At 41.7% G+C, this 23,509-nt stretch carries 21 protein-coding genes; 12 read left to right on the top strand and 9 right to left on the bottom strand.

Features of this window, described 5'->3' with window-relative positions; genetic code table 11:
• Positions 1-9: 9 nt before the first annotated feature.
• Positions 10-1,800: a PorP/SprF family type IX secretion system membrane protein gene (locus tag ABTP35_RS00535; protein WP_293294850.1), complete on the bottom strand. Its 1,791-nt coding sequence runs from the start codon at positions 1,798-1,800 to the stop codon at positions 10-12.
• A gap of 269 nt (positions 1,801-2,069) precedes the next feature.
• Here ABTP35_RS00535 and ABTP35_RS00540 point away from each other — a divergent pair, with 269 nt between their 5' ends.
• A complete protein-coding gene (locus tag ABTP35_RS00540; protein WP_293294848.1) occupies positions 2,070-2,549 on the top strand; it encodes a GNAT family N-acetyltransferase in 480 nt (159 codons plus the stop codon).
• A 112-nt stretch (positions 2,550-2,661) separates the two neighbouring features.
• Entirely contained in the window at positions 2,662-3,084 is a 423-nt protein-coding gene (locus tag ABTP35_RS00545) for a DoxX family protein (protein WP_224836578.1), read from the top strand.
• A 1-nt stretch (position 3,085) separates the two neighbouring features.
• Here the strand turns inward: ABTP35_RS00545 and ABTP35_RS00550 are convergent, their stop codons facing one another.
• Positions 3,086-5,248: a TonB-dependent receptor gene (locus ABTP35_RS00550; protein WP_293294845.1), complete on the bottom strand. Its 2,163-nt coding sequence runs from the start codon at positions 5,246-5,248 to the stop codon at positions 3,086-3,088.
• A 211-nt stretch (positions 5,249-5,459) separates the two neighbouring features.
• On the opposite strand from ABTP35_RS00550, the gene ABTP35_RS00555 reads away from it, so the two are divergent.
• Together ABTP35_RS00555 and ABTP35_RS00560 are read left to right on the top strand one after the other, a co-directional pair.
• Complete coding sequence (locus ABTP35_RS00555; protein WP_224836576.1) at positions 5,460-5,879, top strand: DUF2141 domain-containing protein; 420 nt, start codon at positions 5,460-5,462, stop codon at positions 5,877-5,879.
• A 140-nt stretch (positions 5,880-6,019) separates the two neighbouring features.
• Entirely contained in the window at positions 6,020-6,961 is a 942-nt protein-coding gene (locus tag ABTP35_RS00560; RefSeq protein WP_224836575.1) for a hydrogen peroxide-inducible genes activator, read from the top strand.
• 26 nt (positions 6,962-6,987) lie between these two features.
• Here the strand turns inward: ABTP35_RS00560 and ABTP35_RS00565 are convergent, their stop codons facing one another.
• Entirely contained in the window at positions 6,988-7,185 is a 198-nt protein-coding gene (locus tag ABTP35_RS00565; protein ID WP_293294840.1) for a hypothetical protein, read from the bottom strand.
• Positions 7,186-7,291: 106 nt separating this feature from the next.
• On the opposite strand from ABTP35_RS00565, the gene ABTP35_RS00570 reads away from it, so the two are divergent.
• Positions 7,292-8,572, top strand: a complete 1,281-nt coding sequence (locus ABTP35_RS00570) for a D-alanyl-D-alanine carboxypeptidase (protein WP_293294838.1) — start codon at positions 7,292-7,294, stop codon at positions 8,570-8,572.
• On the opposite strand, the gene ABTP35_RS00575 is transcribed toward ABTP35_RS00570, so the two are convergent.
• The 4 genes from ABTP35_RS00575 to ABTP35_RS00590 form a co-directional block, all read right to left on the bottom strand.
• Positions 8,566-9,153 (bottom strand): NUDIX domain-containing protein, encoded by a 588-nt coding sequence (locus ABTP35_RS00575; protein WP_293294836.1) that lies wholly within the window; start codon positions 9,151-9,153, stop codon positions 8,566-8,568. The two genes, ABTP35_RS00570 and ABTP35_RS00575, sit on opposite strands and share 7 nt — an antisense overlap.
• 8 nt (positions 9,154-9,161) lie before the next feature.
• Positions 9,162-9,815 (bottom strand): DUF2461 domain-containing protein, encoded by a 654-nt coding sequence (locus ABTP35_RS00580; protein WP_224836571.1) that lies wholly within the window; start codon positions 9,813-9,815, stop codon positions 9,162-9,164.
• A gap of 95 nt (positions 9,816-9,910) precedes the next feature.
• On the bottom strand, positions 9,911-10,711 hold the full coding sequence (locus ABTP35_RS00585; RefSeq protein WP_224836570.1) for a TIGR00266 family protein: 801 nt from the start codon (positions 10,709-10,711) through the stop codon (positions 9,911-9,913).
• Positions 10,712-10,838: 127 nt separating this feature from the next.
• On the bottom strand, positions 10,839-11,294 hold the full coding sequence (locus ABTP35_RS00590) for a DUF4442 domain-containing protein (protein WP_293294833.1): 456 nt from the start codon (positions 11,292-11,294) through the stop codon (positions 10,839-10,841).
• Between the two features lie 168 nt (positions 11,295-11,462).
• Here ABTP35_RS00590 and ABTP35_RS00595 point away from each other — a divergent pair, with 168 nt between their 5' ends.
• From ABTP35_RS00595 to ABTP35_RS00625, 7 genes are all read left to right on the top strand, one after another.
• Positions 11,463-11,945: a DUF4870 domain-containing protein gene (locus tag ABTP35_RS00595; RefSeq protein ID WP_293294831.1), complete on the top strand. Its 483-nt coding sequence runs from the start codon at positions 11,463-11,465 to the stop codon at positions 11,943-11,945.
• A gap of 251 nt (positions 11,946-12,196) precedes the next feature.
• A complete protein-coding gene (locus tag ABTP35_RS00600) occupies positions 12,197-12,526 on the top strand; it encodes a PadR family transcriptional regulator (protein ID WP_014031488.1) in 330 nt (109 codons plus the stop codon).
• Between the two features lie 9 nt (positions 12,527-12,535).
• Complete coding sequence (locus ABTP35_RS00605) at positions 12,536-14,263, top strand: PspC domain-containing protein (RefSeq protein WP_375334337.1); 1,728 nt, start codon at positions 12,536-12,538, stop codon at positions 14,261-14,263.
• Positions 14,264-14,397: 134 nt separating this feature from the next.
• A complete protein-coding gene (locus ABTP35_RS00610; RefSeq protein ID WP_224836566.1) occupies positions 14,398-15,120 on the top strand; it encodes a head GIN domain-containing protein in 723 nt (240 codons plus the stop codon).
• A 112-nt stretch (positions 15,121-15,232) separates the two neighbouring features.
• Entirely contained in the window at positions 15,233-16,243 is a 1,011-nt protein-coding gene (locus ABTP35_RS00615) for a dipeptide epimerase (protein WP_375334338.1), read from the top strand.
• Positions 16,243-17,289: an aminotransferase class I/II-fold pyridoxal phosphate-dependent enzyme gene (locus ABTP35_RS00620; protein ID WP_338195758.1), complete on the top strand. Its 1,047-nt coding sequence runs from the start codon at positions 16,243-16,245 to the stop codon at positions 17,287-17,289. Before ABTP35_RS00615 ends, ABTP35_RS00620 begins: the two co-directional genes overlap by 1 nt.
• A gap of 60 nt (positions 17,290-17,349) precedes the next feature.
• Complete coding sequence (locus tag ABTP35_RS00625) at positions 17,350-18,552, top strand: C40 family peptidase (protein WP_369884760.1); 1,203 nt, start codon at positions 17,350-17,352, stop codon at positions 18,550-18,552.
• A 75-nt stretch (positions 18,553-18,627) separates the two neighbouring features.
• On the opposite strand, the gene ABTP35_RS00630 is transcribed toward ABTP35_RS00625, so the two are convergent.
• Positions 18,628-20,109 carry a SusD/RagB family nutrient-binding outer membrane lipoprotein gene (locus ABTP35_RS00630; RefSeq protein WP_252080032.1) on the bottom strand — a complete coding sequence of 494 codons (1,482 nt, stop codon included), beginning with the start codon at positions 20,107-20,109 and terminating at the stop codon, positions 18,628-18,630.
• Between the two features lie 10 nt (positions 20,110-20,119).
• A complete protein-coding gene (locus ABTP35_RS00635; RefSeq protein WP_224836561.1) occupies positions 20,120-23,230 on the bottom strand; it encodes a SusC/RagA family TonB-linked outer membrane protein in 3,111 nt (1,036 codons plus the stop codon).
• Positions 23,231-23,509: the final 279 nt, after the last annotated feature.

Raw genomic sequence — 23,509 nt, forward strand, 5'->3', positions numbered from 1 at the left:
GACAACCTCTTATTCAATGTCTTGAAAAATGGTGTCGGCCCAATTGGCATATCTTGAGTTTTCCACGTGCATAATCCAAATTTCATCCCTGTACTTGCCTTTCAATTTAGATCTATAAGCGGCATAAGCATCCTCATTTTCCTCATATTTGGCCAAATACACATAGTTTAGACCATTATCTGGGTTTTTAAAATATTGCGCATCCAATCCTTCATTTTTGAGCTTTTTCATAAAGTTTTTTAAATAAACTTCGCTTTTAAAAACATTGGCGACGATATAGTGCCCTTGCCCAACTCCGTCCAAATCGATGAATTTTTCGATGGGCTTAAAGGCTCCTCCATGAAAAGTTCCTTCTTTTTTTGTTTTGACATCTTTTGATGCCTTCGCAGTGTTCGCCGCCAAAGCGTTTGTAGTAGAGGCCTCGATTTCCTTATAAATGGCATCCAAGTCTTTCCTGTCCGCCAAGTACAATTTTTGTGCATGCTTTTCAATATCGGGGATTTTATTTCCGTTGTGTCTTTTTACAATCCTCATCATCATTTCAAAACGTTCTTCCATATCCTGCTCCCTACTTTGTTTCATGGAATCTATTTGATACAGCAGATCATCGATTACGGCATAGCTATCTTCTTGTTGTTCTTGCAATTTGGCTATGCGCTCCTCCCAATAGGCCCTATCCTCTTTGTTATATGGGCGTAAAGTGGTTTCTACATCCAGTTTACTTTTTTGTTTTGTTTTTTCCGTGTTGTTTTCCGCTTCTGCCACAGCCGTGTTCTCAATCTTCTTTTTCTCCTCATCCTCATCGTTGGCAACAAATGTATTTTTGGAAAGGTTGGGCACAAAGGAGTAAGCAATGGATATTTCGTGGGTAACTCCAAGGTTGGCGATACTATTGCTCAGGCTTTTCTCAAAGTTATAACCGAAGGACAATCGTTGGTTCAAATTAAATCCCGTACCGGCCGATGCGCCATAGAATTGATCGTAACCTCCCTGAATCCAGCCTAATTTGGGAAGGTCTAAAATTATGCCTCCACCGAAGATGATGTCCTCACTGCCTTCGAAACGAGCTCGAGCCAAGGGCATTAAACGACCATCTTCCAAAATGCCCCTAGCATTTTCAAATTGATGGGCATATTGAATGTGACCCGAAAAAATCTTCTCGTTAAAACTGGTAAGGGACTTTCCCGTTTTTAAATTATAGTCCACCAAGTTTTGGGCGAACACGCCAAAATCGAACTTTCCCAAACTTAAATTCAGTCCGGGCTGAAACGAAATTACGGAGCTTTCACTGGCTTCCCTTAAAACTGGGTCGTCTTCTAGTGCAACCGCTCTACTTGGGTCAAAGCTGCTCACATAATATGGAATGTTCACACCAAATGTCAGGCTACTTTCACTCCCCAACCGGACACCGTGGGAATAATTGGCCATTACTCCTAAATTGGAAATTACACCCTCCTGCTGGTTGTAAAGACTAAAGCCAAGGCCAACTCGATCGTTCAATCTGCCGCTGTAACTTAAAAAATAATTTTGACGGTTATTGTCGAAATCAGCACTTTGGCTTCTGTGAAAAAAGTTTACGTAAGACTTGTCTTCCCTAATGGAAGAAAAGGTAGGGTTGATCAAAAACCTATTGAATTTCAACAAGTTCTGAAATGGGACATCGTAGCGCACGTAAGGATTGCTTTCTTCTTGGGCCTGCGTGGGAAGACCAAGTAAAACAACCGTCAAAAGCACAAAAACAGTGCGCCTACATTGGAACGGGAATGTAGTTCGAAAAAACGGGGGTAGTTTTATCACCATAGCCGATTGGGATTTGTAGGTTAATATTTCTGATTGGGACAGGTTGATATTTGTCTAAACTTTTCATTTGCAAGATTTGGGACTTGTAAGAATTTTATGACTAAATATAATGTAAAGCTACATATTTTATCGTCCAACAGGTAATTTTTTCGTTGAACGGTAAGGTCGATTGATGGATAGGTCATTTAAATTCATGAAAAATAGGTTTCAATTTATAGAGGGTTAGAAAGATTCAATCTATTTTTGACAAAATATTCCCAACCTGCACAATGCAAGAACACATTACCATTGTCCCGTTTTCGGAAGCCTATAAAGAAGCTTTTAGGTCTCTTAACGAAGAGTGGATCACCAAATATTTCGAGATGGAAGAAACGGACCGCCTAACCCTTTATTATCCACAGGAATATATTTTGGATAAGGGCGGTTACATTGCTGTGGCGTTAATGGATGGAACTCCTGTTGGTGTATGTGCACTAGTTCCCAGCAAATACGAAGGTTTTGACCTAGAGCTTTCCAAAATGGGCGTTTCCCCTAAAGCACAAGGCAAAGGCATAGGCAAATTACTAGGACAGCACATAATAGATAAGGCCATTTCCATTGGTGCCAAAAAACTATTTTTGGAGAGCAATCGTAAATTGGCCCCTGCACTGTCACTTTACCTAAAATTGGGTTTTGTTGAAATAACCGGAATTACCTCACCGTATGTTCGGAGCGACATTCAAATGGAATTGACCCTTCCAAACGCCTAAGTCTTGAATCTTAATCGGTTTTTTTGTCCCACCTATTAAAACTTACCTAGCATTTCTTTTATAATTACTTAAAAATGAGTATCTTATAAATGTAATCTTAAACTTCATCGCCATGGGTCTCATCAAAGATTGCAATAAGTGGGCTAATGCGCACACCTACCTTGTGTTGGATTTGGTACGAATCCTACTGGGTGTTATACTTTTCGTCAAGGGCATCGAGTTTATGACCAACCATGTAGAAATGGAAGAAATGGGACGCCCTTTTCAAGACGTCCCGGGTGGCATGATCATTCTACATTATATTGTACCTGCCCATTTTGTTGGTGGTATTTTAATCGTGGTCGGTTTACTTACCCGATGGGCCGCCATTGCCCAACTCCCGATTATCTTCGGGGCCATACTCACTAATTTTTTGGGCACAATGGATATGAACAATCTTATCCTTTCCATTGTTGTTTTGGTTTTGTGCCTCTTTTTTATTGTGTATGGATCGGGCAGGCACTCGGTAGACTATTACCTTAAAATGCAGCAATAGGTTATAGGTTGTCCAACTGATTACTTTTACGATCCTTACTGATGGTCCAGAAAAAGCCAACAAAGAAAAAACTGTCTGCCGGCGGCGTAATCGCCCTTCGATTGTACACCCCATCCATATTTGGGGTATCCGCATATTGATAATTACTAATATTATTGATACCCAATAAATTGCTTACAGAAAAATACAAGATCTTCTGTTGGTCGATAAGGTAGGCCCAGTTAAAGCTCAAATTATTATAAGATCTTGTCTTTTCTTGTAAAAAGCCTGGTGTATTAGGGTTATTATATGGCCTCCCGGAACCATAGGAATAAGAAAGACCGACTTGGGACCTTAATTTATCCACCCAGTACTTGGTAACCAAGGAAAAATTATGCTTTGGTGCGAAGTTGGGCGTTGCCCTTTCAGGAAAATTTCTATAATCGCGTTCTGTATCCAAGTAAGAGTAAGAAGCCCAGTAATCCAAATTTTCTATGCTCTTGCTATCCCTCCAAAAAACATCGACTCCCTGGGCATAACCATTTCCTGTATTGGAGTAATTGGAATTGAACTGTGGGAGGTTGGTATCAAACTTCACCAATTGATCATAGTCCTTGTAATAAAGCTCGGTCCTAAAGGTTTTTCCATTTTTAATATATTGATAGTTAAGTATATAATGTGTAGCCTTCTCCATTTGAACATTTTGGTCGAATTTGACCACTTCTGTGAGCGGTCGTTGATAAAAATCGCCATATGCCAAAGAAAACTGCCCATCCTTGCCCGGTTTATAGGCCAAGGAAATTCTGGGAGAAAGATTAAACTCGTCCAAAAGAGAACTTTGCGTGGCCCGCAATCCCAATTTCATGGCAAATTTGTTGCTCAAAAAAACATCGGATTCGGCAAAGGCGGCCCAGAGTCCATCATTATAACCACTAAAAAATGAATCGTTGTTTAGATCCGTGTATGTTTCATTATAATTGGTATTGAAATATTCCGCACCAAATCTCAAATCATATCGATTACTAAAATTTTTACGCGCCTTAAATTTTATGTGGGAAGAGGTTTCCTTGCTATCTACCCTATCGGCTTCAATTCCGATGTCGTTCGTATCCCATGCGATCGAGGCACCAGAAGTCAGGCTCCAATCGTTCTTAAAATAATACTTGTAAGATGCGTTAAAATATAGGTTGTTGTTTTTTAAACTAAACCGTACAAAATCATCAAAATTGATATCCTCTTGTTCAATATCCAAATTGGCATGGTTAAAGCCAGTGTAAAGTTTAAACATGCTCTTCTCCCCTTTGCTCCTGAACACTCCTTCGCCGGCTATGGATTCGTAGGGACTTTTCCAGTTTACACCCTGTGTGGAGGGAATCAATGCTTCGTACGGGGCAAGGTTTACGTAAGAGGTGTTTATGCTCAATGATTGATCGCCCCAAATCTCGGTATGGCCCAGTCCGCCCCCCACGGACATAATGGAAATATCCGTTTTCTCTTGCAATGGAACATCAGTAGTGTTCAACAAAAGTACACTGGAAAGTGCTTGTCCATACTCAGCTGAATACCCTCCTGTACTAAATGATATGCCCTTAAAGAGGAATGGTGAAAACCTGCCTCGGGTGGGTGTATTGTTGGCTGTGGCGTTGAAAGGTTGAAATACACGAAGTCCATCAATAAATACTTGTGTTTCGTTCGCAGTACCACCTCTCACGAACAAACGCCCATCTTCATTTACTGTTGTAGTTCCCGGCAAGGTTTGCAATGCCGCCACAAAATCACCTGCCGCGCCAGCAGTGGTTACAATATCCAACGGTTTGAGCACCGATACCTTGGAATTGTCGCCCGCTTCAAAAGTCCCTGCTGTTAAGGTTACACCGGATAAGGAGTTGACGGATTCCACCAATGTAATGTTGATCTCTTTAAAAAAAGAAACATCTCCCGCCTCGTAATGGGGCTCGTAGGACAACATGGATATCACCAAGGTCTGCAGACCTTCCTCTGTTGTTTCAAAACTGAAATTGCCGTTTGCATCGGAGGAAGCCCCATCGTAGGTCCCTTCCAAATAAATGTTGGCTCCTTCAATCGGATTTTTTTTGGCATCGGTCACCTTACCGCTGATGGTCTGTTGGGCAAAAACTGCTCCCGTGCAAAATAAAATGGTAAATAGATTGATGATAAATTTCATGTCTGTTCGTTTTGATTGATGCCACAAAATTGCGCATCGACCCTCGACCACCACAAAACAAAATACCCAACTGTGGATTTTTACAACTGAATTGACATAACATACACCACCGTTCAATTCACTCCCCTTATTCAACATTTCGGTATGTTCAATTTTAATTATGCCGGCCTCTTTATCAATTTTGGACACACAAACAACAAAAACAAACATTATGAAAACTGTAACACTCGCTCTAAGTTTCTTTTTTGTAAGTCTATTGGCCATGGCACAAGAAAATAACGGAATCGACATAACCGTAACCATCGACAATGTGACCAGTAATGAGGGAAAGGTTCTTATTGGGCTTCATACGGCCGACACTTTTATGAAAGGGCCCGGGGTACAAAACCTTCAAAGCACTATAGAAAATGGCAAGGTAACCTTAACGTTTACCAATGTGCAGCCAGGTAACTACGCGATAATGGCCATGCACGATATAAACGGGAACAACCGAATGGATTTTGAGGCCAACGGAATGCCCAAAGAAAGTTATGGGATGTCCGGCAACGATATGGCCATGGGACCTCCGACTTTTGATGGTGCCAAATTTGAAGTAGACAAAGAAGACATGGAGTTTACCATTAGGTTTTAATCCAAAAACACATAATTTCTAAGATAAAGCTCGCCATTGTGCGAGCTTTTATATTTGCAATACGGTCCATCAAAATCTGCCATTTTCCATAGATTTGCCTGATAGTTTTTCATACATTTATGCCCTAAACTTATCCCTTAATGACGATTACCCAGCTACAATATGTATTGGCCGTTGCAGAGTACAAGAACTTTACCCTTGCTGCAGAAAAAAGTTTTGTTACCCAACCTACTTTAAGTATGCAGGTTCAAAAATTGGAGGACGAGCTCGACATCTTAATTTTTGATCGGGGAAAAAAACCGATTACCATTACCGAAGTCGGTAAAAAAATTGTGGCACAGGCAAAAAATATTGTTGCAGAAGCGGAACGCATCAAAGATATTGTAGATCAAGACAAAGGTTTTATTGGAGGGGACTATACCCTGGGCATTATCCCAACGGTGATGCCTACCTTACTTCCCATGTTTTTGAACGCTTTTATAAAAAAGTATCCCAAAGTAAACCTGATCATTAAGGAGCAATCGACCCAGACCATGATCAAGAATATCTTGGATGGCCATTTGGATGCGGGCATAGCTGCCACTCCTTTGGAAATAGAGTTTATTAAGGAACGACCACTATATTATGAACCATTTATGGGGTATGTGCCCAAAAACCATCGATTGGCCTCCGAAGAACTATTGCGAACGGACCAACTGGATGTGAGCGATATTCTTTTATTACAAGATGGACATTGCTTTAGGGAGGGTGTGATCAACCTATGCAATGCGCCCCAAAGCCTAGGAGGGGAGCAATTTAAAATAGAAAGCGGGAGCTTTGAAACTTTGGTAAGTTTAGCGGATGAAGGAATGGGCATGACCTTGTTGCCCTACTTGAACACCTTAAACCTGGAAGAGGACAAAAGGGTCAACCTAAAGTCCTTCGAAAAACCATCCCCTGCCAGGGAAATCAGTTTGATCTATCACAAAAGCGAGCTTAAAATTCAGATTACAGAGGCTTTGCGCGAAGTTATTTCCAGTATCGTTCGAGGAGCCATTGCTTTTCAGGATGTAAAAATCATCAGCCCATTGGGCAAAAAATAAAAAGCCGCTTTTCAGCGGCTTTAGTTTTATGTTTTTAATAAAATTAATGTTGAATGTAGTTCTGGTTTGTCCACAATATACAATTGCAACCAGATTCTAAGTTCCACTAATTCACTGGGCAACAATCTCGAAACTGCTTTTTGAAGTTCCCTAGTGAAAAGTTTAACATCAAAACTAACTTTTTGAAGAATAGTTTTGGTGTAATCAAACATAGCTCTAGGCATATTAAATTGATTAAATTGCATTGTTAGGTTGTACCTAAATTAATAAAAAAGCACCGCTTAAAGTTGAAAATTCAGTTAAAAAATAAAAATCTTCTTGTTAAAATCGATGAAACGTACCAACCTTACCTTTAAACTATTTTTCTCCAAGTTTATTTTATTCGCCTTTCTTTTTGCCGGCTGTGCATCCGTAAAAACAACCATTACCTCTGAATTGGCAAGGCCTACTTTGGAAAACTCATTTCATGGGCTTTTGGTGGTGGATGCCAAAACAGGTAAAGAAATTTACAATCGAAATGGCGAAAAATATTTTACGCCTGCCAGCAATACCAAAATCGTCACTTTTTACACCGGGGTAAAATTACTGCCCAAAAATATACCTACTTTAAAATATTTAATTTCTCAAGACACTCTTTTTATTGAAGGTACGGGCGACCCATCTTGGTTACATCCGCATTTAAAGGATAGCAGTGCCATAAATTGGCTTAAGCAGCAAAATACCATTGCCCTTTATACAAAGAACCACGACGAAGACCGGTACGGGCCAGGTTGGGCATGGGAAGATTACGAAACCTATTTTTCTCCCGAAAAAACAACCATGCCCCTGTACGGCAATGTTATTTTTGCCTCACACACCGATGGATTGAGCGTTAGCCCGAGTGAACTCACCCAAGCCGTTTTGGTAAAGGACACTACCCTAAGTCGAGATGAATTTGTAAATCGGTTTTATATTTCGCCAACGGAAACAGACACTTTGGAAGTTCCTTTTATAACCAGTGATAGTTTAACGAAGCATTTATTGGAATCGGCCATTGGAAAAGAAATCACATTGTCCGAACATTTTCCCGAAGGGGAGAAACAGACTCTTTATGGCTTAGAAACAGATTCCATCTATAAGCGCATGCTATTTAGGAGCGATAACTTTTTGGCCGAACAATTACTCTTGGCATCCTCTGGCATGCTCTCCGACACCTTGAGCACCCAAAAGGCCATTGATCATATGTTGAACACCCATTTAAAGGACCTCGACCAACAACCCCGTTGGGTAGATGGCTCCGGTTTGTCCCGTTACAATTTGTTCAGCCCTAGATCCTTTGTACAGATTCTTGAAAAATTGCACAAAGAAGTTCCCGAAGAACGTTTGTTTGGCATAATGCCCATGTGGGGACCGAACAGTACCGTAAAACAATGGAAAGATCCAACAACGGAACCTTTTTTATTTGCTAAATCGGGTTCTGTGGGGAACAATTATAATTTAAGCGGATATGTAAAAACAAAATCGGGCAAGCTGCTCATCTTTAGTTTTATGAACAATCATTATCGCATACCGACCTCGGAAATACTGGATACTGTGTACAGCACCCTTAAAAACTTGCATGAAAATTACTGATCAAAAATTCCGTGAATTTGGGCATATTGTAACAGCATAATGGTCTTTGCATCTTTGATTTCACCTGATTGCATCATGCTTATCGCTGCTTTAAAATCCAGTTCCAAAACCTCGATGTTCTCTGTCTCGTCTTCCGCTCCACCTCCCTCGCCCACTTTCATGGCATCTTCATACCGGCCAATAAAAAAATAAAGGATTTCGGTGACCGAACCAGGGGACATGTAGGCTTCAAACACCTTTTCCACCTTATCAATTTTATACCCGGTCTCTTCCTCCACTTCCATTTTAATGGTCTCTTCGGCATTGCCTTTTTCCAAAAGCCCTGCACATACTTCAACCATCATTCCGTCCTTGTTGCCATTTAAATACGTGGGCATTCGAAACTGTTTGGTCAAAATAATCGTGCCCTTTTCAATATTGTACAAAAGAATGGCCGCCCCGTTACCCCGATCATAGGCTTCCCTAATTTGGGTCTCCCATTCCCCGTCTTCCCGCTGATACTCAAAAGTAACCTTGTTCAAAGTGTACCAATTATCGGACAAAAGTTCTTTTCTAATATTTCTGATATTCCCGTATTTCATGCTTAAATTTAAACGGTTACAGCTTGGTTAAGATATTGTCGAAAAGGAAGCATTTCTTTATAGACTTCCACAATTTTTTCTTTAAAATCATCCCGAAGCACTTCTTCTTTGGACAATTCGAGTTCTACGGCAAAAGTTTTGTTGCGCAAGAGTTCGATATGTGGATGGTCGTTGGAAAATCCTTTGGGTGACGATACCAGTTTTTCGTCTTCGTACAAGCCCCCGAACATTTTCTTGAATGAAGGTTTATCGAGAATCGCCTGCAATTCCTCTCCGTTGTAATCGATGGCATCTCGGATACTCCGTAGCGTTTTGGAATCGGGCCGCCAACGACCACCTGCCAATAAACATTGTTTTAGGCCTATCTCGATATAAAAATCGGCAGAATTGGGCGCTTTGTCCAACCCTGCGCCAAAATGATCTTTATAAATGGGCTTATTCGGATGGAACATCAAGTTATTATTGATGCGATTGATGCCCTTTTTGCCCGGAGTTGGGTAATAATCATCATGGAGTTGGGCCATGGTCATGTCCAAATCATCCAGCCAAGCGATAAAGTCATTACGGAGCGATTTGTACCATTTACGGTTTGCATCCATCCATTCCTTATTGTTGTTTTTTTGAAGTTCTTCCAGAAAATGGAACAGGTCGTTGAAATTCATACCCACAAAAGAAGTGTTTTTTTTCAGACACCGTGACATCGGCCTTCAGTTATCAGTTTTCTGACATCCGACTTCTGACTCCTTACTCCTAAAACCTAGAACCTATTATCCCCATCCAACAAATCGCCGAGACCGCCCAAGATGCTGCCTTCGCCCTTATCTTTGCCACCACCTCTTGGGGCAGCGGCCCAAACCCGACTGGCCAACCTGCTGAACGGCAAGGATTGGACATACACGGTTCCAGGACCTCGCAGCGTAGCAAAGAAAAGTCCTTCCCCGCCAAATACTTTGTTGCGGATGCCCCCTATAAATTCGATATCATAATCCACGGTTTGGGAGAAGCCAACAATACAGCCCGTATCCACTCTAAGCGTTTCGCCAGCTGCCAATGTTTTCTTGGCCATGGTCCCACCTGCGTGCACAAAGGCCATACCGTCCCCTTCCAACTTTTGCATGATGAAGCCCTCGCCACCAAAAAATCCACGCCCTAGTTTTTTGGAGAACTCAATGCCCACAGAAACGCCTTTGGCGGCACATAGGAATGCATCTTTTTGACAGATGAACTTCCCTCCTTTTTCAGATAGGTCTATGGGAACAATTTTACCCGGATAGGGAGAAGCAAAGCTTACCTGTTTTTTTCCTTGGCCAACGTTCAAAAAAGCGGTCATAAACAGACTCTCGCCCGTTAGCAAACGTTTACCTGCGGAGAATATCTTGCCCAGTACGCCGGTATCTTGATTAGATCCGTCGCCGAAGATGGTGTCCATCTTGATATCTTGGTCCATCATCATAAAAGTGCCGGCTTCGGCAACCACGGCTTCCTGTGGGTCCAGTTCTATTTCCACATATTGCATTTCTTCGCCGTAAATGTGGTAGTCTATTTCGTGTGCGTTCATTTTTTGATTGTTTTTAAGTTTTTTGATTTCTGTTTATATGTTGAAATGATAGTTGTTTTGTTACACTTTAGATGTAATCAATTCATCTTTCACCTTTATACCTTCAACCTTTTAACATTAACGCCGATCACCTCTTCACCTTCACCGTCCACTCAAAATGAAAAGTGGATACCTCTACCCCATCCTTGTTTATCCCTACGGATTTCATCCAACAAGTTTGTCCCTCCCCGGTTTCCACGGTTTTTTGAATGGCGGCGGCAATTTGTTCGCCATCCTCACAGGTAAAAGTGATGCGCCCCGTAGCTTTTTTGGTAAAGGTAGCTTTGTTGTTGGCCACAAGCATGGACACTCTTTTACCACTCTTTTGGATTTCGTTCATCACCAAAGCGCCGGTACTCAGTTCGGCGGCCATTCCTTGAACGGCCCAAAACATGGATTTGAACGGATTCTGATTTCTCCATTTGTGTTTTACCGTAGTTACTGCTTGTTTATCATCAATATACTTGAGCCTAACCCCGCACCACCATGCCGAAGGAAGTTTCATAAAAGTGAACATATTGATTTTACTGGGTGTCAATGCCATATTGTTTGTTTAACTGGCTTAAAAATAGGCAAATTGAAGCAAAATATAATTGTTAATATTATGTTAATTTATAGTACTTTGTTTTGCATAGTACTGTCTTTTGGATATATATTTGCATGGTAAGCTAATAGGTTAACCCTTTTACAATCAAAAAACATCAATCAGAAAATGGCAACTACAATCACCAAACACGAACGAAATTTATCCGCGATCATACACGCGTCCATGTTCTCGAAGTATTTTATTCCTTTTGGGAATTTCATTCTTCCTCTGATTCTATGGACCGCCAACAAAAAGCAACACGATTTTGTGGATTACCATGGAAAGCAAGCGCTCAACTTTCAAATAAGCATTTTGTTGTACTCCATTATAGCCGGCTTGATCACCATTCCTTTTTTCATAGGATTTTGGCCGGACTTGTTCGATTGGAACTTTTTAGGGTTCCATCGTTTGAGCGACCTTAACAATTTGAACATTCATATAGATAGCGACAATTTTAACTTTGGACGGTTGATTTGGCCTGTGGGCATATCGGGGTTTATGCAGGTTGTCCTAGGTATTGTGAACATTGTTTTCACCATTTTGGCCACTATCAGGACGAATGAGGGAGAATATTTCAAATATCCGTTCGCCATCAAGTTCATCAAGTAATATTATATATAAAGGAGCCTAATCACCTCCGCACCAATTATTATCAATCAAAGAAAAACGGAGTTTAATCACTTGCCCTGAGCGTTGTCGAAGGGTCAATCAAAAAACGAAAAAACATCATCAATCAACAATCATCAATCAAAGAACCGTTTCCACTCCCCTGCCCAATTCAGGGGAATGGAGTGGAAACGCAGCCAAACAAAGTTTGGCAGAACAAAAACGAACAGTTAATTTAATAGAACCATGAAATTATGAATATAGAAAACACAAAAGCACAGATGCGCAAGGGGGTTCTAGAGTACTGCATTCTGTCCATCTTAAAGGATGACGACAAGTATGCCTCGGAAATACTGGGAGCCTTAAAAGACGCAAAGATGTTAGTAGTGGAAGGCACCATATACCCTTTGCTCACAAGGCTCAAGAACGCCGGTCTGCTCAACTACCGTTGGGAAGAATCCACATCGGGGCCACCACGCAAATACTACGCACTAACAGAAACAGGGCAATTGTTCCTAAACGAGCTCAACGGCACCTGGGATGAACTAAGAAATGCAGTCAATCTGGTAACCAACACAAAATAGAATCAAAAAATGAACAAGACAGTAAATATAAATTTAGCAAATACGCTCTTCCACATAGATGACGATGCGTATAACAAGCTGAGACGGTATCTGGAGTCCATAAGGAGGTCTTTCTCAGGTACCAAGGGAAGCGACGAGATCATTGCCGATATCGAGGCAAGGATTGCCGAACTCTTCTTGGAGAAAATGGAGAACGAGCGGCAGGTGATCACCCATAAAGAAGTAGACCAGGTAATCGAAGTAATGGGGCAGCCCGAAGATTATATGGTGGACGAGGATATTTTTGAGGACGAACCCAAAAAATCCTATGCTCAGCCAACGGCCCGAGCCAAAAAATTATACCGCGACATCGACCATAAGTATATTGGTGGTGTATGCGCCGGTCTGGAACATTATCTGGGCATCGACTCCTTGTGGGTACGGTTAATTTTTATCCTTTTGGCCATTTTCACCAGCGGATTCGGTTTGATCGCCTATATCCTACTATGGATCTTAGTGCCCGAAGCAGCTACCACCTCGCAAAAATTGGATATGCGGGGAGAGCCCATCAACATCAGCAATATAGAACGCAAAGTAAAAGAGGGGTTTGATGATGTTGCAGAAAAAGTAAAAAACGTTGACTACGATAAAGTAGGAAACAAGGTCAAGAGCAGCTCCAAGACCTTTTTTGATACCATCGGGGACATTATCCTGTTCCTATTTAAAATATTCGGCAAATTTATTGGCATCCTATTGATCATTATTGGCGCATCTACGCTGGTCGGCCTCTTCTTTGGCCTGTTCACCGTAGGCATGTTCGATGCGATACATGTACCGGGGATAGATTTTTATGAAATAGTGAACACCTCAGGAGCCCCTGTTTGGTTGGTATCCATCCTGTTGTTCTTTGCCGTGGGCATACCCTTCTTCTTCCTACTATATCTAGGCCTGAAGATTTTGGTGAACAACCTTAAATCCATCGGGAACATCGCCAAGTTCGCTCTATTGGGACTGTGGCTGATATCGGTGGGCACATTGATCGTATTTGGCATTCGCCAAGCTGCCGAGTTCTCCTATACAGGGAGTGTAAACGACAAAAAGGAGTTGGCCATGCAGGTTCCCACGGACACTCTGATCATTAAAATGAAGGATAGCGACACAGATTACAGTCGCGATGAAATTCATTTTGGAAGAATGACTTTTGGATATGATGAAAACGACAACCGAATCCTTATGTCCGATGAAATAGATATCAAAATCAAGAAATCCGATACGGATTCCATCAGCATCAATGTGAGAAAAGATGCCGATGGGAGTTCCACCTTGGCGGCCAGGGACCGTGCCAAAAACATTGCTTTTGGCTACACGTTGAAGGGCAATACCATAATCCTGGACAAATACTTGACCACCGATACATCCAACAAGGCCAGAAACCAAGAAGTGACCATAACCATTTATGTGCCGGAGACCAAAACCGTGTATTTTGATGAAACCACAAATCGATATATTGGTCGAGGTATTAAAAATGACCAAGGTTACTACCGAACCGGCTTGGTGGAACATTATTGGACCATGGACGAAGATGGAGAATTAAAATGCCTGGATTGTCCAGAATTGGATGACGATGAGGAGGATGGCAATGGAAAGATCATTATTAATGAAGATGGCATCGATATCGACATTAAGGATAACCAAGATTCCTTTGAAATGAAAATCAACGAGGACGGAATAAAAGTTAAAGCGAAAGAAAAAAAGTAACAATTGGGTACCTTAAATCGTCAATTGGGTAACTCAAAGTTTAAAATACATACAATAAAAGGGACATTTACACTGAATTTATTCAGATTAAAGAAACGTATAATCAAAATCAATCAATACTAAAAACAACAATCATGACAACATTAGCAAGATTAGCAATCGCCGTCCTCCTATCCCTCTTTGCATCCTCATGCATGATGGATATGAACTTTGGCAACGGAAAAACCGGTAATGGAGAAATCGTTGAGGAAACCCGCGATGTTACCGAAAATTTTGACGTAGTTTCAGCATCGGAAGGCATCGATGTATTTGTAACACAAGGTTCGGATTTTAAAATTAACGTAGAAGCCGATGAAAACATTATTGACCTTATCGGAACAGACATCAAAGAGGGAAGGTTAAAAATCCATGCCATTGAAAACATTGGTAGGGCCACCAAAAAAGTTTATGTGACCTTGCCGAAAATCACTGCCCTTGAGAGCTCCAGTGGTGCCGATCTTATCGGCCAAAATGTGATCAAGGCCGAAAACATTGAGCTGGATTCGAGCAGTGGTGCCGATCTGCATGTAGAGGTAGTGGCAGGTGAAGTATCCGCCGATGCCAGTAGTGGCGCCGATATTAAAGTATCTGGACAAGCAGATGCCTTGTTCGCAGATGCCAGTAGCGGTTCGGACATCAAAGCTCAGGATTTAATGGTAAAAAGGTGCAACGCAGACGCCAGTAGCGGTGCTGATATCTCTGTGAACGTTTCAGAGTCCCTTGTGGCCGATGCCAGCAGTGGTGCGGACATTAAATATACTGGAGATGCAAGTGTGCAGACCAAAAAATCCGTTTCAGGGAGCGTAAGAAAATATTGATCCATTTTCCCTTTTAATTTGTTGAAGGCCCGCTGATTTTTCAGTGGGCTTTTGTCTTTAATATCTCTGCTCGAAAACCTATCTTAGCAAATCGCTAAAATATGATATTCCCATGCAGATAACCCTAAAAAAATACATTCTTCCACTGGCCCATACTTTTACAATTTCCAGAGAATCGAGGGATGAACAGGACACCTTGATCGTTGGACTGACCCTAAATGGAAAAACTGGCTACGGTGAGGCCACTTCCAATCCATACTATAAAATAACCATAGAAGGGATGATGGCAGAAATAGAGGCCGTAAGAGACCAAATTGAAGCATACGATTTTGATACGCCCGAGAATTTCTATGAGCATTTGGAGTCTTTAAACCTTCATAAATTCACGCTTTGCGCTTTGGATTTGGCCTCAAACGATCTATACGGCAAACTAAAGGGCAAGCCTCTATATCAAATCTGGGGCACCACCACCGATCAATATCCCATTACCAATTATACCATCGGAATAGATACCATCGAAAAAATGGTGGCCAAACTCCAAGAAAAACCATGGCCGCTTTATAAAATAAAGTTGGGCACCAACGAAGATGTGGATATAATTCGCGAGCTGCGCAAACATACGGACAGTGTATTCAGAATTGATGCCAATACCGCATGGACCGCAGAAGAGACCATTAAAAATGCCCCTTTGTTAAAGGAACTTGGCGTGGAGTTTTTGGAACAGCCCCTAAAAGCCGATGATTGGGAAGGAATGGCATTGGTAAAGAAAAATTCGGTTTTACCTGTTATCGCAGATGAAAGCTGTATTGTGGAAACAGATGTGGAAGCATGTGGACCTTATTTTCATGGAATCAATATTAAACTGACCAAATGTGGTGGACTTACCCCTGCTAGAAGAATGATCAAAAAAGGTAGGGAACTTGGACTCCAACTAATGGTGGGCTGTATGACGGAATCTACCGTTGGTATTTCCGCCATTGCCCAATTATTGCCGCAACTGGATTATGTGGATATGGATGGCGCCATGTTGTTACGGGAAGATATAGCAACTGGAGTAACCATACTAAACGACGGAAAAGTAATTTTCCCAGAGTTGCCAGGAAGTGGGATACAACTTTTATAATGGCTCATTCGATACCAAGCATACCGGACAGGCAAATTTCCATTAACGGTTTGCCCTATATATATTTTGGGGGCACCTCTTATCTGGGAGTACAAAACCACCTTCCTTTTAAAGAGGTTTATCTACAGAACATCGTTAAATATGGAATGCACTACGGGGCATCGAGAAAATCGAATGTCTTCCTCGATGTATACCGTAAAATCGAAGACCATTTGGCCAATTGGGTGGGCAGCGATAACTGTTTGACCATGTCCTCAGGGTATTTGGCGGCCCAATTGGTAGTGCAGACCCATTTGGAAAAAGGCCACACGGTTATTGCCGCCCCTAATGCCCATGCCGCACTTTGTACCCATGGCGTACTGAAAACCGAAAATTTTAGCCAATTGGAGCAACTGGCAGGAAAAACGGTCCTAGAAAGTCCCTTGCCCCCGGTAGTTCTTTTTGATACTATTGATTTTATGGGTTACCAATATCCCGGGTTTGGTCGTTTATCCAACCTTCCTTTGGACAAGCTTATTTTGGTTGGCGACGATTCGCACGGAATCGGTGTGGTAGGCCATCAAGGAAATGGATGTTACCATACACTCAACGCTTTTAATCCCTTTAATTTGATGGTTTGTTCTTCCTTGGGCAAGGCCCTGGGCATACAAGCGGGCGCCGTTTTTGGTAACAAGGACGATATCAAAACCCTACAATCTACGGCATTTTATGGTGGGGCAAGTCCGGCATCGCCCGCATTTATGGGCACCTTGCTAGATGCACAAGACATTTACGCCGAACGTATGGATAAACTCAATAAAAACTACGATCATTTTAAATCCCTGGTTCGCGATATCTCTTTTTTTATGCACATGGACGGTCATCCTACTTTTGAGTTCCAAGATGAAAAATTAGCTGCGGCATTGACACAAGATCGATTTGTTTTTACCAACTTCCGTTATCCGGATGATAATGGCCCTCTGATCAGCCGTATTGTATTAAGTGCCTACCATACCGCTGAAGATGTGGAAACCTTGGCAAAAAGCCTTAATTCATATATCAGTTGATATCTATTTCTATTTAATTGATTATTTTACCAATACCAATAAACCTTATAAAATTGTAATATGAAGCTGACGTCCCCATTAAAAAATGGTCTATTCCTCTTTGCGCTGATCACCTTAATTTTTGTTGCATGCAAAACGGAAAATAGCACGGAACCGAGCAAAACCGACGAAATAATTTCATCTGTTCGAGAAATGTACGCTCCCGATAAACGTGTAGCCTTGTTCGATATTGAGTCCAAGGAAAATGCCAACGGTTATACCCTGGTCGGAAAAACCAATATGCCAGATGCGCTAAATGCTCTTCGGCAAAAGTTGGATTCGCTACAGATTTCTTATACCGATAGTATCCAAACACTTCCTGCCGAGGATTTGGAAGGGAAAATATATGGTACCATTTCACTTTCCGTAGCGAATATCCGTTCCAAACCATCGCATTCTGCAGAAATGGTCACACAGGCCACTTTGGGAATGCCATTAAAAGTTTATCAAAAAGATAGAAATTGGTACTTGATCCAAACTCCCGATAAATATTTGGGATGGGTAGATAGTGGTGGCGTAGAATTAATGGACAAAACCCTATTTGAAGCATGGCAGAGCTCAGAAAAAATGATCTACACCAAAATATATGGGCATGCTTATTCCAATGCCGATGAATCCTCGGAGGTTGTATCGGATTTGGTCGCAGGAAATATTTTGAGTTTGGTTGCCGACACTGGCACTTTTTATGAAATAAAATACCCCGACGGCCGAATGGCTTTTGTGAAAAAATCCGACGCCTCTCCCTACCAAGATTGGAAATCCTCCTTGGAGCCAACACAGGAATCCTTGGTGGCAACTTCCAAAACCATGCTCGGCGTGCCCTATTTATGGGGCGGCACCTCAATAAAAGGGGTAGACTGTAGTGGCTTTACAAAGACAATTTATTTTATGAACGGCATGATCATCCCTCGCGATGCTTCTCAACAAATCCATGAAGGGATACTGGTTGATGACACTAAGGATTTTGATCAACTATTACCAGGCGATCTGCTATTTTTTGGCAAGAAAGCTACAGAAACAAGCCCAGAACGTGTTATTCACGTAGGTATGTGGCTTGGCAACAATGAATTTATTCATTCGGCGGGGAATGTACATATTAGCAGTGTGGATAAAAATTCCGAGAATTTTGATGAGTACAATTACAACCGTTATTTAAGGTCCAAACGAATCCTTAACCAAAAGGATGATGGTCTTTTGTATTTAACGGAAGAAGACGTTTTTTGATTAAAAAAACTCACTCAAATCAAAAAGGCCATCCGATCGGATGGCCTTTTTAGTTCATAGGGTTATGCTACTACTTTATTCGTCCCACCAAACTGGAACAACCGGATCAACCTGATTTGCCAAAACATTGGCCTCGTTTCTGTTCAACTCGGTCGCAGGGTAGTTGGCACGTCTGAACCATTGTCCACTAAATTCTGCATCGGAAGTTTCTTCTTCACTTCTGATCTCCAATCCAGTAAACACATCATCGGAAAAATCATATCTCCTGTAATCCACAAAAGTTTCTGGGTTTAGGAAATTATGTATGTATTTTTCTTTCATAATATGGTGCAAGCTCAACGCTGTTTCTCCAACATCAATTGCGCCGTCCGCCATATAATCCGTACCATCCACACCATACATATCCATACTGGCGGCAATACCATTCATATATGCAGTATACGCTGTTGCATTGGACCCAACACTGGTTGTTGTACCACCATTGGCCAAAAATGCAGCCTCGGCCTTAATAAATTCAACTTCTGCGTAGGTAATCAGCATTAAAGGTGAATCGATACTGGTATAGAAGCCATCTGTTCTAAATCTAGCGTTGGCATCCGTACCATCTGGAGCTACACCTGCACCTCCACTTACAAAACCTTTGTACTCCGCTTCATCCCCATTTTCGGCGAACAAAGGAAGTCTTGGGTCAATTTCAACAACACCGCCCTCAAAAGGATAGTAATCCCCGTTCATGGAGCTCACTATCTGACTGGCAATATCGTTACTCAAGTTTCCTGTACTCCGTGCCAAAATTTCGGCAGAATACCATGGGTTGATTCGCTGATCGTCATAATACATGGCAAAGTTATCCTCGTTGGAAGTGAATCCATTCTGTGCAGTTGCCAACACATCTGCAGCGGAAACAACTCCTTTGTTCACCAAATGTAATTGATAGCGCGCTTTTAGAGAATATGCAGCTCTCAACCATTTATCAATATCGCCTCCATAGATCAGATCGGAAGATCCCAATACAAATCCAGAATCGTCTGCCCCATTTAATTTGGCAATGGCGCCATCCAATAGAGTAAATATCTCCGTGTAGATCGATTCTTGTGTATCAAAAGTAGGGAAGTTGTTATCTGGTCCTCCACTGGCATCGGAGTAAGGGATATTGTCCCATGTATCCGTGGCTATCCCAATATTGGCTGCGATCAAAATATCGGCCACAGCATCAATATGATTGGCTCCTGTTTCGGCGGCTTTAGCTTTAACCACTTGTAAATTTGGCAATACATAAAGGTAGACCTGGCTCCAAAGTCCGCTTGCCGATGTTTGTCCGGCAGCACCTCCTCCAGTTGAAACAAAGTTTTGAACGTAGTTCCCAAACGAAAGCTCGGCAGAACGCTGTCCTTCCATGGTACTGTGTATTACTGGCGCAATAAGATCCTGCATCCTCAATTGCTCCACAGTGGCCGTATTGGAGGGAGTGTTTACGTCGAAATAATCCTCACTACATGCTACAAAGGTTGTTGCGGCACATAGCAGAAAAGTTTTAATTATATTTATTTTTTTCATAGTTCCTTTTTTAAAATGCAATGTTCAATCCGAGTGAATAACTTTCGGCCAATGGTATGTTCAATCCTGTAAATCCATAAACATTGCTTCCCGCGCTGTACTGGTTTCCTTCTGGATCGTAACCATCAAATGGTGTCCATAGCAAGATATTGTTCGCACTTGCGGACAAACTTACTTTATCCAAGCTCAAACTTCTGGTCAGTTTGGAAGGAAAGTCGTAGGACAGGGCAATGTTCCTGATCTTTAACCATGATGCATCTTGTATCAGCACTTCCGAGGCACGGTTGTAAACACTGGAGTTACGGTAGTAATTCTGATCGATTAGGACTTCTGTAGTGTTTGGGCTTCCATTCGCAAGAACTCCGTCCAATACTACATTGACGTCTCTTTGCAAGGTACTTTCCAAAAGACCGTTCCTAATGGAGTTTCTTCGTCCCGAATCGTAAAGATCTCCACCTTCTTTCCATTCCAATAGGAAATTAAGGCCGATTCCTTTATACTTTAAGTTACTTCCGATAGAGGCTATAAAATCTGGGAATGCATTACCTACAATAACTCTTTCATCGAGATTTATGGTCGGTAAACCATTTTCCCCGATCAATCTTTCACCGTTTACATATTCCCATTTGTAACCATAAAGGTTACCCATTTTATCACCAGCTCTTACCTCCGAGGTTACTCCGGCAAATCCAGAGTCTGCAAAAATAATAGCTTCAATATCTTCAGGTATTTCCAAAACCTCCCCCTCGCTGGTAGACCAGTTCAAGATCAATTCCCATCTTAAATCCTGATTTCTGATAACATCGGCACTCAACAAAAATTCGTGTCCAAAAACTTTATAATCACCAGCATTTCTGGTAATTCCGGACAATCCAGAAGAATAGGCCGTTCCAACTGTAAAAATCTGATCTTTAACACGCGTGTTGTAATAGGCATAATCCAATCGAATGCGATTATCCAAGAATCTAAGATCGGCACCAAACTCTGTTGATTGGTTTTTTTCGGGCTGTATATTGGTATCTCCCAATAGTGTACTTCTGCGATATCCCCCTACTCCACCGAACGGGAAATCACCATCGACAACGAAATATTGTCCAACATCGCCAAAGCCAGGTCCTTTACCTACCTCGGCCCAAGATGCTCTTAGTTTACCAAAGGTAAAGATATCGTTCTCACCAAAGAGGTCGGTAACATCGTACGCCAAACTCACGGATGGATAAAAGAACGATCTATTTTCTTTAGGTAAAGTAGAAATCCAGTCGTTTCTTCCGGTTAGCGTCAAGAACAATTTATCCTTGTAACCGAATTTTGCTTCACCAAAAACCCCTACTGTACGATTTTGCACTATGGTTTTGTTGATAAAGAAATTGGTCGTGTTTCCAATTTCGTTGACTCCGGGTACATTTAAGCCTTCCCCTCGAGCCTCCAGGTAAGTTCTTTTGGCATCTGAAATTTGATGACCAACAGTAAAGTCCGTTGTAAAGTCATCGGACCATTGCTTGTTCATTGCCACCAAAAAGTTGGATTCCAACCCTGTAAAGTTGATGTTTTGTTCTAAAATAAATCCCCCTACTTGTGAACCACCGTCCAAATCCGGACCAACGTAACGGTTTCTCGCATCGGAGTAGTTGTCTATCTGGGCGGCATACGTAATTCTCAACCAATCTTTTGGTGTCCAATTAAAGGTTGCGTTCCCTATCCAACGATTTACATCATCTTCCAAATTACTGGTTTCCATCAAGTACCTTGGGTTATCAATGATACCAAAGGAGTAATCTCTTTCGCTCCCGTCGGGATTTACATAATCGTTGATCGGGAATGTTCCTGAGTAATAGGAGAGTGCGCTCATTACGGATTTATCTCCTCCGTTGGCCCTTCTTCCTCCTGAGTTGGTAAAAGCAACGGAACCATCCATAGTAAAGTTGTCCGTTATTTTATATCCTGCTTTTAACCTTAAGTTGGTCTTGTTATAGTCCGTATTGGGCAGAACACCCTTCTCGCTATTGTTCCCCATGGAGAAGTAGTAGTCCAAACGATCGTTGGCACCGCTCAAACTCAAGTTCACCTGTGAGTTGAACCCTGTTTTAAAAATATCGTAAGGGCTATAAAATCTATCATTTGAAAGATCTACAATATTCCCTTCTCCTAAATCAAAGGAGTCCAAAGAATATTCTGGTCCCCAGGAGTAAAAAGATGTGGCTTGTTGCACTCTATTGAATCCTGTATCGGAATCTGGATCGTACAATGTACGCGGAGCTCCATTAAAACCTTCGCGATACTTGGTCTGTAAGGTTGGCGTTGTTTTGATTTCCCTAAAGGTAGTAGATGCTGTTAAAGTAATCTTTGCCTTTCCTTGTTTTCCTTTTTTTGTAGTGATCACAATGGCACCGTTGGATGCCCTTACACCATAAAGTGCCGTTGCTGCAGCTCCTTTAAGAATGTTGAAGCTTTCGATGTCCTCAGGGTTAAGGTCCATGGCACGGTTGGAAAATGCAAACTGCTCAGAACTGTTCGGTGAGTTGGATCCAGAACTAGGCCTTACCTCTCCAGAGAAGGTGTCGTTGTTCAATGCAAGACCATCCACAATAATAAGCGGCTGGTTACTTCTGTTTGGATTAATGGAGGTAACCCCACGTATCAAAATATCCACACCGCCCCCGGATGTACCAGAAGAACGGTTGATCTGGACACCGGCCACACGCCCCTGCAAACTTTCAATTGGGTTGGCTTGTCCTGCAAGGTTCAGGTCCTCTGTGTCTACCTTGGAAACAGAGTACCCCAACGACTTCTGTTTCTGCTCTACACCAAATGCGGTTACAACGACCTCATCCAATTGTGTCGAATCTTCTTCCAAAACAACATTGATCGTTGATTCAGAACCTACGGTAACTTCTTTTGACTTCATTCCTAAGTAGGAAAAACTTAGAACTTGTCCTCTCGTAGCATTAATGGTATAATTACCATCAAAATCTGTGGTGGCTCCAATACTTGTGCCGCTTACGACTATGGTAACCCCAGGCAACGGAGTACCCGACACGTCGGATACGGTACCTGATATGGTTTGACCAAAGGCCGCAACACAAGAAAACACCGCAATAAATGTTAAATAAATGTTCCTCATTACTTTTTTTTGTGTTAATTTTCCTGAAAATTGTTCAAAATTTTTTACATATCAAACATTTTAACTGAAAAATGTTGGATTTTTTAATAATTGTCCATTTCAATTCCTTTTTTATTGACCAAACCCCGTCTTTTCTAAGAAGAATTCATCTTCTTTAGAGTTCTTTAAGAACTTTTTTTGAAACCTTGGTAGTCCGTACTCACCTGAAAGTGTTCCTTTTTTATGAAATAAACCCCAGTTTTCTCATTATTTATCGCTATCTTTTAAAGACTAGATATC

The organism is Flagellimonas alginilytica, assembly GCF_042134605.1.
Lineage (GTDB): Bacteria > Bacteroidota > Bacteroidia > Flavobacteriales > Flavobacteriaceae > Flagellimonas > Flagellimonas alginolytica.

Coding starts and splice junctions, on each gene's coding strand:
- ABTP35_RS00550 (WP_293294845.1), bottom strand. CDS start 5,248: ATGAAATTTATCATCAATCTATTTACCATTTTATTTTGCACGGGAGCA.
- ABTP35_RS00610 (WP_224836566.1), top strand. CDS start 14,398: ATGACAACATTAGCAAGATTAGCAATCGCCGTCCTCCTATCCCTCTTT.
- ABTP35_RS00630 (WP_252080032.1), bottom strand. CDS start 20,109: ATGAAAAAAATAAATATAATTAAAACTTTTCTGCTATGTGCCGCAACA.
- ABTP35_RS00555 (WP_224836576.1), top strand. CDS start 5,460: ATGAAAACTGTAACACTCGCTCTAAGTTTCTTTTTTGTAAGTCTATTG.
- ABTP35_RS00625 (WP_369884760.1), top strand. CDS start 17,350: ATGAAGCTGACGTCCCCATTAAAAAATGGTCTATTCCTCTTTGCGCTG.
- ABTP35_RS00620 (WP_338195758.1), top strand. CDS start 16,243: ATGGCTCATTCGATACCAAGCATACCGGACAGGCAAATTTCCATTAAC.
- ABTP35_RS00560 (WP_224836575.1), top strand. CDS start 6,020: ATGACGATTACCCAGCTACAATATGTATTGGCCGTTGCAGAGTACAAG.
- ABTP35_RS00585 (WP_224836570.1), bottom strand. CDS start 10,711: ATGAACGCACACGAAATAGACTACCACATTTACGGCGAAGAAATGCAA.
- ABTP35_RS00615 (WP_375334338.1), top strand. CDS start 15,233: ATGCAGATAACCCTAAAAAAATACATTCTTCCACTGGCCCATACTTTT.
- ABTP35_RS00565 (WP_293294840.1), bottom strand. CDS start 7,185: ATGCCTAGAGCTATGTTTGATTACACCAAAACTATTCTTCAAAAAGTT.
- ABTP35_RS00545 (WP_224836578.1), top strand. CDS start 2,662: ATGGGTCTCATCAAAGATTGCAATAAGTGGGCTAATGCGCACACCTAC.
- ABTP35_RS00540 (WP_293294848.1), top strand. CDS start 2,070: ATGCAAGAACACATTACCATTGTCCCGTTTTCGGAAGCCTATAAAGAA.
- ABTP35_RS00575 (WP_293294836.1), bottom strand. CDS start 9,153: ATGAAATACGGGAATATCAGAAATATTAGAAAAGAACTTTTGTCCGAT.
- ABTP35_RS00580 (WP_224836571.1), bottom strand. CDS start 9,815: ATGAATTTCAACGACCTGTTCCATTTTCTGGAAGAACTTCAAAAAAAC.
- ABTP35_RS00605 (WP_375334337.1), top strand. CDS start 12,536: ATGAACAAGACAGTAAATATAAATTTAGCAAATACGCTCTTCCACATA.
- ABTP35_RS00600 (WP_014031488.1), top strand. CDS start 12,197: ATGAATATAGAAAACACAAAAGCACAGATGCGCAAGGGGGTTCTAGAG.
- ABTP35_RS00590 (WP_293294833.1), bottom strand. CDS start 11,294: ATGGCATTGACACCCAGTAAAATCAATATGTTCACTTTTATGAAACTT.
- ABTP35_RS00595 (WP_293294831.1), top strand. CDS start 11,463: ATGGCAACTACAATCACCAAACACGAACGAAATTTATCCGCGATCATA.
- ABTP35_RS00570 (WP_293294838.1), top strand. CDS start 7,292: ATGAAACGTACCAACCTTACCTTTAAACTATTTTTCTCCAAGTTTATT.
- ABTP35_RS00635 (WP_224836561.1), bottom strand. CDS start 23,230: ATGAGGAACATTTATTTAACATTTATTGCGGTGTTTTCTTGTGTTGCG.
- ABTP35_RS00535 (WP_293294850.1), bottom strand. CDS start 1,800: ATGGTGATAAAACTACCCCCGTTTTTTCGAACTACATTCCCGTTCCAA.